Annotated in this window: 14 protein-coding genes; 8 read left to right on the forward strand and 6 right to left on the reverse strand. The window is 70.6% G+C overall.

Annotated elements, in window-relative coordinates; all coding sequences use genetic code 11:
- Positions 1 to 62: 62 nt before the first annotated feature.
- Both BGO91_RS13255 and BGO91_RS13260 read left to right on the forward strand, forming a co-directional pair.
- On the forward strand, positions 63 to 986 hold the full coding sequence (locus BGO91_RS13255) for an NADP-dependent oxidoreductase (RefSeq protein ID WP_290473219.1): 924 nt from the start codon (positions 63 to 65) through the stop codon (positions 984 to 986).
- Positions 987 to 995: 9 nt separating this feature from the next.
- Positions 996 to 1,403, forward strand: a complete 408-nt coding sequence (locus tag BGO91_RS13260) for a hypothetical protein (protein WP_290473220.1) — start codon at positions 996 to 998, stop codon at positions 1,401 to 1,403.
- A 15-nt stretch (positions 1,404 to 1,418) separates the two neighbouring features.
- Here BGO91_RS13260 and BGO91_RS13265 read toward each other — a convergent pair whose 3' ends face one another.
- Positions 1,419 to 1,817 (reverse strand): DUF5997 family protein, encoded by a 399-nt coding sequence (locus tag BGO91_RS13265; RefSeq protein ID WP_290473221.1) that lies wholly within the window; start codon positions 1,815 to 1,817, stop codon positions 1,419 to 1,421.
- A 33-nt stretch (positions 1,818 to 1,850) separates the two neighbouring features.
- On the opposite strand from BGO91_RS13265, the gene BGO91_RS13270 reads away from it, so the two are divergent.
- A complete protein-coding gene (locus BGO91_RS13270) occupies positions 1,851 to 2,552 on the forward strand; it encodes a LysR family substrate-binding domain-containing protein (RefSeq protein ID WP_290473222.1) in 702 nt (233 codons plus the stop codon).
- A gap of 16 nt (positions 2,553 to 2,568) precedes the next feature.
- Entirely contained in the window at positions 2,569 to 3,849 is a 1,281-nt protein-coding gene (locus BGO91_RS13275) for an alpha-hydroxy-acid oxidizing protein (protein ID WP_290473223.1), read from the forward strand.
- 61 nt (positions 3,850 to 3,910) lie between these two features.
- Here BGO91_RS13275 and BGO91_RS13280 read toward each other — a convergent pair whose 3' ends face one another.
- On the reverse strand, positions 3,911 to 4,378 hold the full coding sequence (locus BGO91_RS13280; RefSeq protein ID WP_290473224.1) for a hypothetical protein: 468 nt from the start codon (positions 4,376 to 4,378) through the stop codon (positions 3,911 to 3,913).
- A gap of 213 nt (positions 4,379 to 4,591) precedes the next feature.
- Here BGO91_RS13280 and BGO91_RS13285 point away from each other — a divergent pair, with 213 nt between their 5' ends.
- The gene (locus BGO91_RS13285) at positions 4,592 to 4,813 is read left to right on the forward strand and encodes a PLDc N-terminal domain-containing protein (protein WP_290473225.1); all 222 of its coding nucleotides are present in this window, start codon (positions 4,592 to 4,594) and stop codon (positions 4,811 to 4,813) included.
- 87 nt (positions 4,814 to 4,900) lie between these two features.
- On the opposite strand, the gene BGO91_RS13290 is transcribed toward BGO91_RS13285, so the two are convergent.
- From BGO91_RS13290 to BGO91_RS13300, 3 genes are read right to left on the reverse strand one after another with little or no spacing between them, the layout of a single operon-like run.
- Complete coding sequence (locus tag BGO91_RS13290) at positions 4,901 to 5,308, reverse strand: DUF1622 domain-containing protein (protein WP_290473226.1); 408 nt, start codon at positions 5,306 to 5,308, stop codon at positions 4,901 to 4,903.
- 29 nt (positions 5,309 to 5,337) lie between these two features.
- Entirely contained in the window at positions 5,338 to 7,341 is a 2,004-nt protein-coding gene (locus BGO91_RS13295; protein WP_290473227.1) for an amino acid transporter, read from the reverse strand.
- A 42-nt stretch (positions 7,342 to 7,383) separates the two neighbouring features.
- Positions 7,384 to 8,904, reverse strand: a complete 1,521-nt coding sequence (locus BGO91_RS13300; RefSeq protein ID WP_179699395.1) for an SDR family NAD(P)-dependent oxidoreductase — start codon at positions 8,902 to 8,904, stop codon at positions 7,384 to 7,386.
- A 110-nt stretch (positions 8,905 to 9,014) separates the two neighbouring features.
- Here BGO91_RS13300 and BGO91_RS13305 point away from each other — a divergent pair, with 110 nt between their 5' ends.
- From BGO91_RS13305 to BGO91_RS13315, 3 genes are all read left to right on the forward strand, one after another.
- A complete protein-coding gene (locus BGO91_RS13305) occupies positions 9,015 to 11,585 on the forward strand; it encodes an RNA helicase (protein ID WP_290473228.1) in 2,571 nt (856 codons plus the stop codon).
- Between the two features lie 132 nt (positions 11,586 to 11,717).
- Positions 11,718 to 12,932, forward strand: a complete 1,215-nt coding sequence (locus BGO91_RS13310) for an inorganic phosphate transporter (RefSeq protein ID WP_290473229.1) — start codon at positions 11,718 to 11,720, stop codon at positions 12,930 to 12,932.
- On the forward strand, positions 12,929 to 13,267 hold the full coding sequence (locus BGO91_RS13315) for a peptidase (protein WP_290473230.1): 339 nt from the start codon (positions 12,929 to 12,931) through the stop codon (positions 13,265 to 13,267). Before BGO91_RS13310 ends, BGO91_RS13315 begins: the two co-directional genes overlap by 4 nt.
- A gap of 539 nt (positions 13,268 to 13,806) precedes the next feature.
- On the opposite strand, the gene BGO91_RS13320 is transcribed toward BGO91_RS13315, so the two are convergent.
- On the reverse strand, positions 13,807 to 15,084 hold the full coding sequence (locus BGO91_RS13320; protein WP_290473231.1) for a solute carrier family 23 protein: 1,278 nt from the start codon (positions 15,082 to 15,084) through the stop codon (positions 13,807 to 13,809).
- Positions 15,085 to 15,087: the final 3 nt, after the last annotated feature.

Consider the following 15,087-nt stretch of genomic DNA (forward strand, 5'->3'; position numbering starts at 1 on the left):
CGTACTTCTGACGCACGGGCAGCAGGTCTAGGCTCCCTCCTACGAGAGTGAAGGGATGCCCTATGCCCAGATTCGTCCAGTTCGAGGAGTTCGGCTCGCGCGATTTCCTGCAGTTGGTGGAACGGGAGCGACCGTGGCCCGGGCCGGGTCAGCTGCTCGTGCGGGTGATGGCGGCGGGGCTCAACCCCATGGACTACAAGGCCTACCGCGACGAGCGATCGGCCGGACGGATGGGCGTCACGCTGCCGAGCGGCATCGGCCAGGACTTCGCCGGGTACGTCGAGGAGGTCGGCGAGGGCGTGACCCGGTTCGCGGCCGGCGACGCCGTGTTCGGCACGGCCCCATTCGCCACGGTCGCCGACTTCGTCGTCGTCGCGGAGGAGGGCCAGGTCGTCGCCAAGCCCGAGCCGCTGACCTTCGAGGTCGCCGGCGCCCTCGGTGTCGTCGGGCGCACCGCCATGGCGACCGCGCGCTCCCTCGGGCTCAGCGAGCACGACACGGTCCTCGTGAGCGCCGCGGCGGGCGGTGTCGGGGTGCTCGCCGCCCAGCTCGCCGTGCGCGCCGGGGCGACCGTCGTCGGGACGGCGGGGGAGGAGAACCACGAGTTCCTCGAGACGCTCGGCGTCATCCCCGTCACCTACGGCGACGGGCTGGCCGAGCGGGTGCGCGAGCTGCTGGACGGCGACCGCGTCACCGCCGCGCTGGACAACCACGGCGCCGGGACCATCGAGGCGGCTCTGGAGCTCGGCGTCCCGATCGAGCGCGTCAACACGATCGCCGTCTACGGTCCCGACGCCCACGGCGCACAGAACGTGGGCGGCGCCTCCGCCGGCAACGCGGAGCTGGCCGAGCTGGCCGCCCTGCTGGCCGAGAACGAGCTCGTCCTGCCGATCGACTCCATCTACCCGATCGAGCGCACGGTCGAAGCCTACGGGCGCCTGGAGGCCGGGCACCTGCGCGGCAAGATCGTCGTCGTGACGGACTGAGGCACGGGGATGATCGACGACGACACCGCCCGGCTGCTGCGGCAGTCGGGGCTGCGCTGGCAGCCGCAGTCCGGCGATACCTTCGCCATCGACCGGCCCGGGATGGCGGGCGAGCGCTTCACCGTCAGCGAGATGACGATCGAGCCGCACCACTTCGAGAGCGGCACCATCCTCGGCTTCAACGGCACGACGGAATGGGCGCTCGACTCGCTAGCCGTGGAGGACGCCCTCTGGATCCCGCGCGAGGACCAGCTACGCGAACTGCTGGGCGGCTCGTTCCGGCACCTGGCACGCACGGCGGACGGCTATCGCGTGACGACGGTGCTGGGCGGGGTCGAGCGGATGTTCGAGCACGACGACCCGGCGACCGCGTACGCGCAGGCGCTGCTCGCCCTCATCGGGGCGTCGGTGGACTGACGGAGGCGGCGCGCCTCAGCCGTCGGAGCGGCGGGCGGCGCGCTCGGCGTCGCGGGCCTTGACCCGCGCGTTCTCGGCGCGCACCGCGGCCAGGGTCGCACGCTCGGTCACCAGCCACTCCGGCGGGTCGGCCAGCAGCGCCTTGATCTCGGCGGTCGTGAGCGCCTCGTCGACCCCGCCGCGGGCGAGACCGGAGTTGGAGACGCCGAGCTTGCGGGCCACCTCGTCGCGCGGGTGCGGCCCCTCGGCGCGCAGGGTCTGCAGCCAGGCCGGCGGCTCGGCGTTCAGCGCGTCGAACTCGGTGCGGCTGATGTCCCGGTCGCGGAACTCCGCAGGGGCGGCGGGCAGGTAGATGCCGAGCTTCTTGGCGGCGGTGGCCGCCTTCATGGTCTGGGGTCGCTTCTCGGCACTCATGGGTTCCAGGTTACCGTTCGGTACGCTCGGGGGATGACCTCCCGATTCGCCCTGTCCTTCCCTCGGGGCGTGTCCGTCGGCAAGTGGACGCGCGAGTTCGAGCGGCGGCACCCGCACGTCGAGCTCGTCGTGGCCCCGAGCGCCGATCCGGTGGCTGCGCTCGCCGCCGGCGAGGTCGACATGGTATTCGCCCGCGACGCCGAGCCGGACGACGCACGGCACCTCATCCCGCTCTACGCGGAGGACGTCGTGCTCGTCATGCACCACGAGCACCTGCTCACCCTCGAGAAGAAGCTGCACCTCGCCGATCTGGCGGACGAGCCGCGGGTCGAGGGCGAGCCGTCGGAGGCGCTGATGCGCCGCATCGCCGAGGGCGAGGGCATCGCGCTGTGGCCCGCCTCCGTCGCCAAATCGCTGCGCCGCAAGGACGTCGTCGCGGTGCGGCTGGAGGACGGGGAGCAGAGCAGCATCGGTCTGACCTGGCCGCGGGAGGGGCAGCATCCCCTCGTCGACGAGTTCATCGGCATCGTGCGCGGACGCACGGCGCACAGCTCGCGCAACCCGGAGGTCGCGGCGGAGCAGGCGGCCACCGGAAAGCAGGCGGGGGCCAAGCCGGCGAAGGCCAAAGCCGCGCGGGGGAAGGGCGGATCCGGCACGAGCGCCACGGGCAAGCCCCGCCCTCGGACCACCGGAAAGCCCGCGTCGCGGGCCGCTCGGGGCCGCAAGCGCCGCTGAGGGGCAGAATGGCGGCATGGCAGCCAGTGCGGGCCGCGACGCCCAGTCCGAGATCTACCGTGCGGGAGTGAGCGGGAGCCGACCGCGCATCCCGGTCGGTCCCGCCGCTCTGGAGCGGGCGGCACAGCGGCGGATGTCGCGGGCCGCGTTCGCCTACGTGGCCGGCTCGGCAGGCGCCGAGCGCACCGCGCAGGCGAACCTCGACGCCTTCCGGGCGCGCCGGATCGTGCCGCGCGTGCTGCGGGACGTCGCCGAGCGCGATCTGAGCGTCGAACTCTTCGGCGTGCGCCGGCCGACTCCGCTGCTGCTCGCCCCGATCGGGGTGCTGGAGCTCGCGCGTCGCGACGGCGACGCCCTCGCCGCGCGGGCGGCCGCCTCCCTCGGCATCCCGGCGGTGCTCTCCAACCAGGCGTCGGCGCCGATGGAGGAGGTCGCGGCCGCCATGGATGGGGTGCGGCCGGGGGCGAGCCGCTGGTTCCAGCTCTACTGGAGCTCGTCGCGCGACCTGGTCGCGAGCCTCGTCGAGCGGGCGGAGCGCAGCGGGTGCGAGGCGATCGTCGTCACCCTCGACACCCACGTCCTCGGCTGGCGGCCGCGCGACCTCGACCTCGGGTATCTGCCGTTCAGCCGCGGGCTCGGGATCGCGCAGTACACCGGCGACCCCGTGTTCCGGCGTCTCGTGGCGGAGCGGGTCGCCGCGGGCGGGGAGCGGGAGCGCACCCGGGTGACCCCCGCAGCCGTCGCCGCCTTCGCGAGCATCCTGCGTCACCATCCCGGCGGACTGCGGGCCAATCTGCGGTCGCCGGAGCCCCTGGCGGCGGTCGAGACGTTCCTGGACGTCTTCGCCGACCCGTCGCTCACCTGGGACGATCTGGCGTTCCTGCGCGAGCGCACCCGGCTGCCGATCGTGCTGAAAGGCGTGCTGCACCCGGACGACGCCCGCCGGGCCGTGGATGCCGGAGTCGACGCGGTGCAGGTCTCGAACCACGGCGGCCGCCAGATCGACGGCGAGGTCGCGGCCCTGGACGCGCTGCCGGGAGTGGTGGAGGCCGTCGGCGGCAGCCACCCCGTCCTGTTCGACAGCGGCGTGCGGGGCGGGGCCGACGCCGTGATCGCCCTGGCCCTCGGGGCACGCGCGGTCGCGATCGGGCGCCCGTACGTCTATGCGCTCGCGCTCGCGGGGGAGGCGGGCGTGCGCGAGCTGCTCCGGAACGTGATCGCCGAGCTCGACATCACCCTCGGACTTGCGGGGGTTCGCTCGTTGGGGGAGTTGGGCGAGGACGTGCTGGAGGGGTGATGGTCGACGCCCGAAGGCCCGACCGCTCGGGTGAACGGCCGGGCCCGGTGGCGAGACTCGATCATCCTCGCGTGGCTCCGGAACCGGAGATTGTGCCGTTCGAGTAGACCGTCGCCGTCATTCCCCAGCTCGTCGTCACATATCCCGGTTGACCGACGTTCCACGTGCAGTTCATCGACAGGCTGCCGGTGCCGCCCCATTCGCTTTTGGCGACGTTGGAGATCGACCATGGCCAGACCACGTAGTTGGTGAAGCAGGTGTGGGAACCCCGATATCCGGCATAGCTCTCACTGACCCAGACGCGGGAGCCGTTGTAGTAGAACGTGCCGTTTTGTGTCTGCGTGTAGGCCGCCCCCGTGACGAATTGGCTCCAGTGATTCGACGAGACTCCGGCGTAAGCTGCCGCGGCCGTCAGCTCGGCTTTCGCGCTCGGACTCAGCCCGGAGTCCCGTGCGATGTCCTCTGCGGTCACAGCAACCGGTTCGCCGAGCGAGAGGACGGTCGAGATGCCGTCCGTACTCTCATACACTCGTGATTCGCCGGGGGCGATGAGGTTGGATGCCGATACCGGTAGCGCTGATCCGACGGAAAGTGGGAACTTGCATGACTGATCTCCTTTGATTGTCAGGCGGGTACTCGACAGCTTGTCGGTACACCTCGATCGTCACATTTGAAGTATCATGCGTGCAACGCGGAGTATTTGCTGCTAGTGTGCAGACTATATCTCATCGAAGGAGCGGAGATGGAAATCCTGGGCCTGATCCTCGCCGCTCTCGCCAGCGCGCTCTATCTCGCCGCTCTCGCGTACGCAGTGATGCGGATCATCCGGACGGACCAGCTCACCTGGCGCGAGCGGTTCGTCTGGATCCTTGGCGTCATCGCATTCCCTCTCGTTGGACCGATCGTCTGGTTTCTGCTGGGCCCGCATCCGCTGGGTCTACGTGCGCCGCAGATCAAGCGCTGAGATCCGGCTGACGGCGGCCTCCCGGGACGGTTACGCGCGCTCGCCGCACCGCGAACGTCCCGCGACGCGGCAGCCGCGGCGGCAGGTTCAGGAGGTGGCGGGAGGCTCGCCGGCCCGGCGCGCGGCCTGGGCCAGCACTTGCGGCCCGGTGACGAGCGCGCGCTTCCAGGGTGCGACGCCGTCGATCTCCACCTGGAGAGAGAAGCTCAGGATGGTCCGGATGAGCACGATGATGCCGAGCACGACGGCGTCGGTCAGCGTCGGACTGGAGGTCACCGTCTTGACCAGGTCGGCCGCGACGAGGATCTCGAGCCCCAGCAGGATCACGCCGCCGAACGTCTCCCGCAGGGTGCGGAACGCGACGGTCCCGCTGCGGTGGTGGCGCCAGGCGACGAGGGAGATCACGACCGCGACGATGAAGCCGAGCGCCATCGCCAGCACGCCGGCGAACTCGAAGGCGACGCCGATGGCCTCGAAGAACGCGTGTCCGCTCATGCGGTCATGGTGCCACAGGGCGGCACGGATCAGGAGACGTGGACGGCCGGTCGCCGTTTCACGTCCTTCTCGGCCTCCCGCAGCACCTCGCGCGTGACCGGGGCGACCTCGCCGACGCCGGTGATGAGGAAGCGGAACATGTTCGAGATCGGGTTGCCCTCGGTCCACTCGAAGTAGATCGTCGGGACGACGCCGGTGATGTCGCGGATCTCGAGCAGGACGGCAGCGATGGTGTTCGGGACGTTGCCGCTCTTGACCTGCAAGACTCGGTAGCCGTGCTTCACCACGCCGTGGACGACCAGGTCCTCCTCGAAGTCCGACGAGTCGGAGCGCAGCACCTCGAGGAAGATCGTGCGGGCGCGCTGCGGGATGTGGCTGTACTTGCGCTCGTCCTTGTTCTTCTGCGCGTACTCCTTCGTCGTGTCGACATCGGGCTCGTGCGAGATGATGCGGATCTCGCCCTCCTCCGCGTCCTCCAGGACGAAGTCGAGAGCGGTGATGTCGAGCGTCACCGAGGTGGCGCGCAGCTCGAACGAGCGCCCGATGCGCGAAACGATCGAGACGACGAGGATGCCGAGGATGAACAGCGTCGCGATGCGGAGGCCGTCGGGTCGCTCGATCACGTTGACGATCGTCGTGTAGACGAAGATCGCGGTGATGATGCCGAAGAGCACGAACCGCCGCGGCTGCTTCTTGCGCCGGGCCGAGAGCGCCACCGCCAGGGAGGCGGACGTGATGAGCACCAGCACGCCGGTCGCGTACGCGCCGCCCTGCGCGTCCACGTTCGCCTGGAAGACGAGGGTGATCAGGAACGCGATCGCGGTGAAGACGAGCACCAGGGGCCGCACCGCGCGCGCCCACTGCGGCGCCATCCCGTACCGCGGCAGGTAGCGCGGCACCAGGTTGAGAAGGCCCGCCATCGCGGACGCCCCGGCGAACCAGAGGATGAGGATGGTGCTGATGTCGTACACGGTGCCGAACACGTTGCCGAGGTACTCGTGCGCGAGATAGGCGAGGGCGCGGCCGTTCGCCGAGCCGCCGGCCTGGAACTCCTTCTGCGGGATCAGCAGCGTCGTGGTGAAGCTCGACGTGATGAGGAAGACGCTCATGATGATCGCGGCGGTCGTCAGCAGGCGGTGGGCGCCGCGGATGCGCCCGGCCGGGTACGCGGGGTCGTCGTCCGGCTTGCCCTTGATCTGCGGCATGACGGCGACGCCGGTCTCGAAGCCGGAGAGGCCCAGGGCGAGCTTCGGGAAGACGAGCAGGGCGACCCCGACGATCATCAGCGGGTTGCCGTTCTGCCGGAACAGCATCCCCCACCAGTCGGAGATCGCGGTGGGGTGGTGGAACACCTCGACGATCGAGGTGCCGACCACGATGACGTTCAGCGCGAGGTAGATCGCCACGAGCACGACGGCGATGCCGATGGCCTCCCGGAACCCGCGGAGGAAGACCGCGCCGAGCAGGGCCAGCAGCACGAGCGTGATGATGACGTTCTGCCCGTGGAACCAGTCGGGCGCGAACGGGTTCTCGATCGCGTGCGCGGTCGCGTCCGCCGCCGACAGCGTGATCGTGATCATGAAGTCGGTGGCCGCGAAGCCGAGGAGCACGAGCACGAACAGCTTGCCCGCCCACCAGGGCAGCAGGCGCTCCAGCATCGCGATCGACCCGGACCCGCGGAAGCTCTCGCGGGCGACGCGGCGGTAGACGGGGAGCGCGCCCAGCAGCGTCAGCGCCACCAGGACGAGCGTCGCGAACGGCGAGATCAGCCCGGCCGCGAGCGCCGCGATCGCCGGCTGGTAGCCGAGGGTCGAGAAGTAGTCGACACCGGTGAGGCACATGACCTGCCACCACGTGTGCGTGCGCTCGGGATTGCGGCCGTGCGGCCCCTGCTGCGTCCCTCGCTCGTCGACGAGCCCCGAGAGCAGCCAGTGCCGGAAGCGGCCCGACTTCGATCCCGCGGCCCTGCCAGGGTGCGTCTGGCCGGGGACAGGGACGGGCGCGGGTGCGCCGTCCGCCGGTGTGGTCGACATCGTCGCTCCTCGTGCTGGGCCTACGCCCTCACACTAGTTCGCTCACCACGCCGACGCGCGGTAGTCCTTGAGGAACACTCCGTAGACATCCTCCCCGGCTTCGCCGCGCACGACCGGGTCGTAGACGCGGGCGGCGCCGTCGACGAGGTCGAGGGGGGCGTGGAAGCCCTCCTCGGCGAGGCGCACCTTCGTGTAGTGCGGGCGCTCGTCGGTGATCCAGCCGGTGTCGACGCTGGTCATCAGGATGTTGTCGGTCTCGAACATCTCGCCCGCGCTGGTGCGCGTGAGCATGTTGAGCGCCGCCTTCGCCATGTTCGTGTGCGGGTGGCCGGGACCCTTGTAGCGGCGGCCGAACACACCCTCCATCGCCGAGACGTTGACGACGTACGCGCGACCCGACTCCGTCGCGGCGAGGGAGGGGCGCAGCCGGTCGATCAGGATGAACGGCGCGGTCGTGTTGCAGAGCTGCACCTCGAGCAGCTCGAGCGGGTCGACGTCGCCGATCGCCTGGGTCCAGCTGTTGACGGTCTTCACGTCGGGCACGAGGCCGCCCGCGTCGATGGCGGTGCCGTCGGCGTGCTTGGCCAGCGACGACGATCCCGGCGCCATCGCGAGCGTCGCCAGGTCGTGCGCGGTGATGCCGCCCTGACCGCCGAGCTCGGCGATCGTGCCGGCGATCGTCGTGCGCGAGAGCAGCGGATGCGCGGCGACCGAGGCCTCCAGGGCCTGCGGGTGCGGGTCGGCGGTGTGGCCGAAGGTCTCCATCTCGGGCAGCGGGCCGTCGGGCAGCGGCTGCGACTCCGCCTCGGCCAGCAGCGAGTACGAGCCGGGGGAGCGGCGCACCGTCTGGGCGGCGTTGTTGATGAGGATGTCGAGGGGGCCCTGCGCCGCGACCGAATCGGCCAGGGCGATCACCTGGGACGGGTCGCGCAGGTCGATGCCGACCACGCGGAGGCGGTGCAGCCACTCGCCGGCGTCGGGCAGCTGCGAGAAGCGGCGGACGGCGTCGCGCGGGAAACGGGTCGTGATGGTCAGGTGCGCGCCGTCCCGCAGCAGCCGCAGCGCGATGTGCATGCCGATCTTGGCGCGGCCGCCGGTGAGGAGGGCGCGCTTGCCGCGCAGGTCGGTGCGCGCGTTGCGCTTGGCGTGGCTGAACGCGGCGCAGGAGGGGCACAGCTGGTGGTAGAACCAGTCGACCTCGGTGTAGTCCTGCTTGCAGATGTAGCAGGCGCGCGCCTTGAGCAGCGTGCCGGCGGTGGTGGACGGCGTGGTGCCGGAGGTCAGCTCACGACCGCGGGTCTCGTCGTCGATCCGGTCGGGGGCGCCGGTCGCGGTGGCCGCGACGACGGCGCGGTCGGCCTCTGCGACGGCATCCCGCAGCTCGCGGCGCCGCGCCTGCTTGACGGCCTTGAACATGTGGCCGGTGGCCTGGCGGACGGCGACGAAGTCGGGGTGCTCGCGGTCGAACTCGTGGAGGCTCCCGAGCACGCGCAGCGTGATCTCCAGGTCGGCGGGGTCGATGCCGACGGCGGGGGAGTCGGAGGGAGGGGTCGTGGATGGCACCGGAGAATTCTACGGTGCCCTCCTGCACGGTCCCTGCCTGCGCGCGCGAAGCCGCACCAGCAGGACGGGAGGCGCCTGCGCGGCCTCCGGCATGGGAGGCTTGAGGCATCATGACGTCTCCTGCACCCGTCCGGCTCCGTGTCGACGACATCCCCGGCCACACCGGTCCGGGCACCGCGAGCGAGGACGCCGTCTACGAGACGTTCGTCGCCTGGGCCGAGGCCGGCGGGATCTCGCTCTACCCGGCGCAGGACGAGTCCGTCATCGAGATCGTCGCCGGTGCGAACCTCATCCTGAGCACCCCCACCGGGACCGGGAAGTCGCTCGTGGCCGTCGCCGCGCACTTCGCCGCCCTCTCCCGTGGCGAGCGCAGCTACTACACGGCGCCGATCAAGGCCCTCGTCTCCGAGAAGTTCTTCGCCCTCGTCGACACCTTCGGCGCCGAGAACGTCGGCATGATGACCGGCGACTCCGCCGTGAACCCGGACGCGCCGATCATCTGCTGCACGGCCGAGATCCTCGCCAACCTCGCCCTCCGCCACGGCGAGGACACCCCCGTCGGCCAGGTCGTGATGGACGAGTTCCACTTCTACGCCGACCCCGACCGCGGCTGGGCCTGGCAGGTGCCGCTGCTGACCCTCCCGCACGCCCAGTTCGTGCTCATGTCCGCGACCCTCGGCGACGTGACCGCGCTCGCCGAGGACCTCACCCGGCGCACGGGCCGCGAGACGGCGACCGTCACGGGCGTCGAGCGCCCGGTGCCGCTGCACTACTTCTACGAGCTGTCGCCCATCCACGAGACCATCGACGACCTCCTGCACACCGGGCAGGCGCCGATCTACGTCGTCCACTTCTCCCAGCTCGCCGCGCTCGAGCGCGCCCAGTCGCTCTCCAGCGCGAAGATCGCCGACCGCGAGCAGCGCGACCGCATCGCCGAGCTGATCGGCGACTTCCGGTTCACGACCGCGTTCGGCAAGACCCTCTCGCGCCTCCTGCGCCAGGGCATCGGCGTGCACCACGCGGGGATGCTGCCGAAGTACCGCCGCCTGGTCGAACAGCTCGCCCAGCGCGGGCTGCTCCGCGTGATCTGCGGGACGGACACCCTCGGCGTCGGCATCAACGTCCCGATCCGCACCGTGCTGCTCACCGCGCTCACCAAGTTCGACGGCACGCGGATGCGGCAGCTCAACGCCCGCGAGTTCCACCAGATCGCAGGGCGGGCGGGGCGCGCGGGATACGACACCGCGGGGACCGTCGTCGCCCAGGCCCCCGAGCACGAGAGCGAGAACCTCAAGGCGATCGAGAAGGCCGGCGACGACCCGAAGAAGCGCCGCAAGATCGTCCGCAAGAAGGCGCCGGAGGGCTTCGTCTCCTGGGGCGAACCGTCCTTCCGCAAGCTGATCGACGCGGAGCCCGAGACGCTCACCTCGTCCATGCAGATCACGAGCGCGATGCTCATCAACGTGATCGGCCGCGGCGGCGACGTCTACGGCCACGTGCGCGCCCTCGTGTTCGACAACCACGAGCCGTGGAAGCGGCAGCTCGCCCTCGCCCGCCGCGCGATCGAGCTCTACCGCTCCCTTCTGACCGCCGGCGTGATCGAGAACGTCGGCGGGGAGATCCGGCTCACCGTCGACCTGCAGCCCAACTTCGCCCTCAACCAGCCGCTGTCGCCGTTCGCGCTCGCCGCGTTCGAGCTGTTCGACGCCGAGTCGCCGCAGTTCGCGCTCGACATCGTGTCCGTCGTCGAGTCGACGCTGGACGACCCGCGGCCGGTCATCTCCGCCCAGCAGTTCCAGGCGCGCGGCGAGGCCGTCGCCGCGATGAAGGCCGAGGGGATCGAGTACGACGAGCGCATGGCCGCGCTCGAGGAGGTCACGCACCCGAAGCCGCACGACGAGCTGCTGCACGAAGCGTTCGCGACCTACGCCTCGAGCCAGCCGTGGGTCGCCGACTTCGAGCTGCGCCCCAAGTCGGTCGTGCGCGACCTCTACGAGCGGGCGATGACGTTCGGCGAGTTCATCGCGTTCTACAAGCTCGCCCGCTCCGAGGGCGTCGTGCTGCGCTACCTGTCCGACGCGTACCGCGCGCTGGGGCAGACCGTGCCGCTCGACCTGCGCACCGAGGACCTCCGCGACATCATCGAGTGGCTCGGCGAGCTCGTGCGGCAGGTGGACTCCAGCCTGCTCGACGAGTGGGAGGAGCTCGTCCATCCCGACGCCGCCCGCCACGCCGCCGAGGCGACCGAGCTCGCGCCTCCCGCGCCGCGCAACGTCACCACCAACCGCCGGGCGTTCTTCGTGCTGGTGCGCAACGAGCTGTTCCGGCGCGTGCAGCTGGCCGCGCTCGACCGGGTGCCGGAGCTCGGGACGCTCGAGGCGGAGGCCGCGGCGCTCGCCGAGTCGGCGGTGCCGTCGTTCACCGAGCAGCAGTGGAATGCGGCCCTCGAGGGCTACTACGAGGAGCACGACGAGATCCTCACCGACGCCGCCGCGCGCTCGGCGAAGATGATCGTCGTCGACGAGACCCCCGCCGCGTCCGAGGGCGTCTGGCGGGTGCGGCAGATCCTCGCCGACCCGGCCGGCGACCACGACTGGGGCATCAGCGCGGACATCCTGCTCGAGGCCTCGGCCCGGGCCGGCGTGGCCGTCGTGCGGGTGACCGCGGTCGAGCGCCTGTAGCGATTTTGACGGCGGACCGCCGCCGTGTGAGTATCTACACGGTCGCTTGATCGCGCGCCAGGTCACTTGCATGACATCCCGGTGAACGGTTGTATCGGGTTGGATCGCATCCCCCACACGAGAAAGAATCCGGTGGACCTCACCCTCATCATCGTGCTGGTCATCGCGCTGGCCCTGTTCTTCGACTTCACGAACGGTTTCCACGACACCGCGAACGCGATGGCGACCCCCATCGCGACCGGTGCCATGAAACCGAAGGTGGCCGTTGCTCTGGCCGCCGTCCTCAACCTGATCGGCGCGTTCCTGTCGACGGAGGTGGCCAAGACCATCTCGGGCGGCATCATCAAGGAGGGATCGGGCGGCGTGCAGATCACGCCGGAACTGATCTTCGCCGGCCTCGTCGGCGCGATCGTCTGGAACATGGTCACCTGGCTGTTCGGCCTGCCGTCCTCCTCCAGCCACGCGCTCTTCGGCGGCCTGATCGGCGCGGCCATCGTCGGCGCCGGGATCGGGGCCGTCGACTTCCTCGTCGTGCTCGACAAGGTCATCCTCCCCGCCCTCATCGCCCCGGTGACGGCCGGTGTCGTCGCGTACTCCGCCACGAAGCTCGCCTACTGGATCACGCGCCGCTACGACGGCCGGCCGGATGGGCGCGGCGGGTTCCGCTACGGCCAGATCTTCTCCTCCTCGCTCGTCGCGCTCGCGCACGGCACCAACGACGCCCAGAAGACGATGGGCGTCATCACCCTCACGCTCATCGCCGCCGGGCTCCAGACGGCCGGCTCCGGCCCGGAGCTGTGGGTCGTCATCTCCTGCGCCCTGGCCATCGCGATCGGCACGTACTCGGGCGGCTGGCGCATCATCCGCACCCTCGGCCGCGGCCTGACCGAGGTGAAGCCCGCCCAGGGCTTCGCCGCCGAGACCAGCACCGCGGCGACCATCCTCGCCTCCAGCCACCTCGGCTTCGCCCTCTCGACCACCCAGGTCGCCTCCGGCTCCGTCATCGGCTCCGGCCTCGGGCGCCGCGGCTCGTCGGTGCGCTGGGGGACCGCCGGGCGCATCGCCACCGGCTGGCTCCTCACCCTCCCCGCCGCCGGCATCGTCGGAGCCGTCGCCGCCCTCATCGCCGGCCTCGGCCCCGTGGGCATCTTCATCGACACCGTGCTCGGCGTCGGCGTCGTCACCCTCATCTTCTGGCTCTCGCGCCGCAACCAGGTCCACAGCGACAACGCGGTCGAGCCCGCGCCCGTCCAGGGCCAGAGCGAGGTCGCCGCATCCGCCCGGGCCGTGAAGATCAAGAAGGTCAAGCCGCTCAAGAAGGAGCGCACGCGCAAGGAGTCCGCATGATCGGCATCGACTGGGTCGCGTTCCTCATCGTCTTCGCCGCCGCGATCGTCGGCGCCTGCGTCGTCGTGAGCCTCTACGCCCTCGGCACGCGCCTGCTGGCCGTGGCCGGCCGCGCCCTCGTGGTGGAGCCGGTGGAGTTCACCGACGCCATCACCGTGATCACACCCGAGGAGGCGGCCAAAGCCCAGCGCAAGGCCGCCAAGGCCCGCCGGAAGAACCCGCTGACCACCGGCCAGAAGCGCCTCGCCCTCAGCGGCGCCTACGCCTGCTTCGCCCTGACCGGCTGCGCCGTGCTCTACGGCCTGTACCTGATCATCCCCTTCTTCCACGCGTGAGGGTGGGGTGGGCGTGGCCGGGCTGACCGGCCGCCCGCCCTGCCCGCCGCCCGCCCCGCGAGGGGTGACTTGTTGCGGGTATCCCACCCCTCATACCCGCAACTACTCACCCTTCGCGAGGAGTGGGCGCGGAGAACCCACTCGCAAGCGCGCGAGGTGTGACTTGTTGCGGGTACTCGGCCCCTTTTACCCGCAACTACTCACCCTTCGCGAGGTGCGGGCATGCGGTGGGCACTCGCAAGCTCGCGAGGGGTGACTTGTTGCGGGTATCCCGCCACTCGTACCCGCAACTACTCACCCTTCGCGAGGTGCGGGTGTGTGGTGGGTACTCGCGAGCTCGCGAGGGGTGACTTGTTGCGGGTGTTCCGCCCTTCCTACCCGCAACTACTCACCTCTCGTGAGGTGCGGGCATGTGGTGGGCACTCGCAAGCTCGCGAGGGGTGAGTTGTTGCGGGTATCCGGCCGCTCGTACCCGCGACTACTCACCCTTCGCGAGGTGCGTGCGGGCGGGCGGGCGAGCCGGCCCGGGGCCGCCCGGGTCAGTCGGTGCCGCGGAGGCGGGCGACGGTGCGCATGAGGTGGTAGACGACGATGGCGGCGATGGTGCCGAGGGCGATGCCGTTGAAGGTCAGCTGGCCGAGGTTGAGCGTGAAGTCGGCGATGCCGACGATGAGGGCGGTGGCCGCGGTGAACTGGTTGACGGGCTTCGAGAAGTCCACCTTGTTGTCGAGCCAGATCTTCACGCCGATGATGCCGATGAGGCCGTAGAGGGCCGTCGTCACGCCGCCGAGCACGCCGGCCGGGATGGTGTTGATGACGGCGCCGACCTTGGGGGAGAGGCCGAGCAGGACCGCCACGATGCCCGCCACCCAGTAGGCGGCCGTCGAGTAGACCTTGGTCGCGGCCATGACGCCGATGTTCTCGCCGTAGGTCGTGGTGCCGGAGCCGCCGAAGAATCCGGCGACGGTGGTGGCGAGGCCGTCGGCGAAGAGCGCGCGGCCGGTGAGCTTGTTGACGGAGGGATCGGTCAGCTGGGCGACGCCGCGGATGTGGCCGACGTTCTCGGCGACGAGCACGAGCACCACGGGGAGGAAGGCGGGGAGGATGCCGAAGGTCGCGGCCGGGTTCTCGAACGGGTTGGCGGGCAGGGCGAAGGTGGGCAGCCCGATCCAGTCGGCCTTGGCCACGGACGAGAAGTCGATCTCGCCCGCGAACACGGCGAAGACGTAGCCGACGGCCACGCCGACGAAGATGGAGAGCCGGCCGAGCAGCCCCTTGAACAGCACGGTGCACAGGATGACGGCCAGCAGCGTCACGAGCGCGGTCCACGGCGCCTGCACGAAGTTGTTCTTCGCCGCGGGCGCCAGGTTGAACCCGATCAGGGCGACGATCGCGCCGGCCACCACGGGCGGCATCAGGGCGTCGATCCAGCCCGTGCCGGTGAGGATGACGATCCCGCCGACGATGGCGAGCAGGATGCCGACGGCGACGATCCCGAAGAGCGCGCTGCCCATCCCGTTGCTGGCGGTCGCAGCGGTGATCGGCGCGATGAACGCGAACGAGGAGCCGAGGTAGCTCGGGAGGCGGTTGCCCGTGATGAGCAGGAAGAGGATGGTGCCGATTCCGGAGAACAGCAGCGTCGTGCTCGGCGGGAAGTGCGTGAGCACCGGGACCAGGAAGGTCGCACCGAACATCGCCACCACGTGCTGCGCGCCGAGCCCGATGGTGCGCGGCCACGTGAGACGCTCGCCGGGGAGCACGATCTCGTGGGCGCCGACGTTCTTGCCGTCGCCGTGCAGCGTCCAGGGCAGGGCCATGTG

Source organism: Leifsonia sp. 71-9, from assembly GCF_001898805.1.
Classification (GTDB): domain Bacteria; phylum Actinomycetota; class Actinomycetes; order Actinomycetales; family Microbacteriaceae; genus Leifsonia.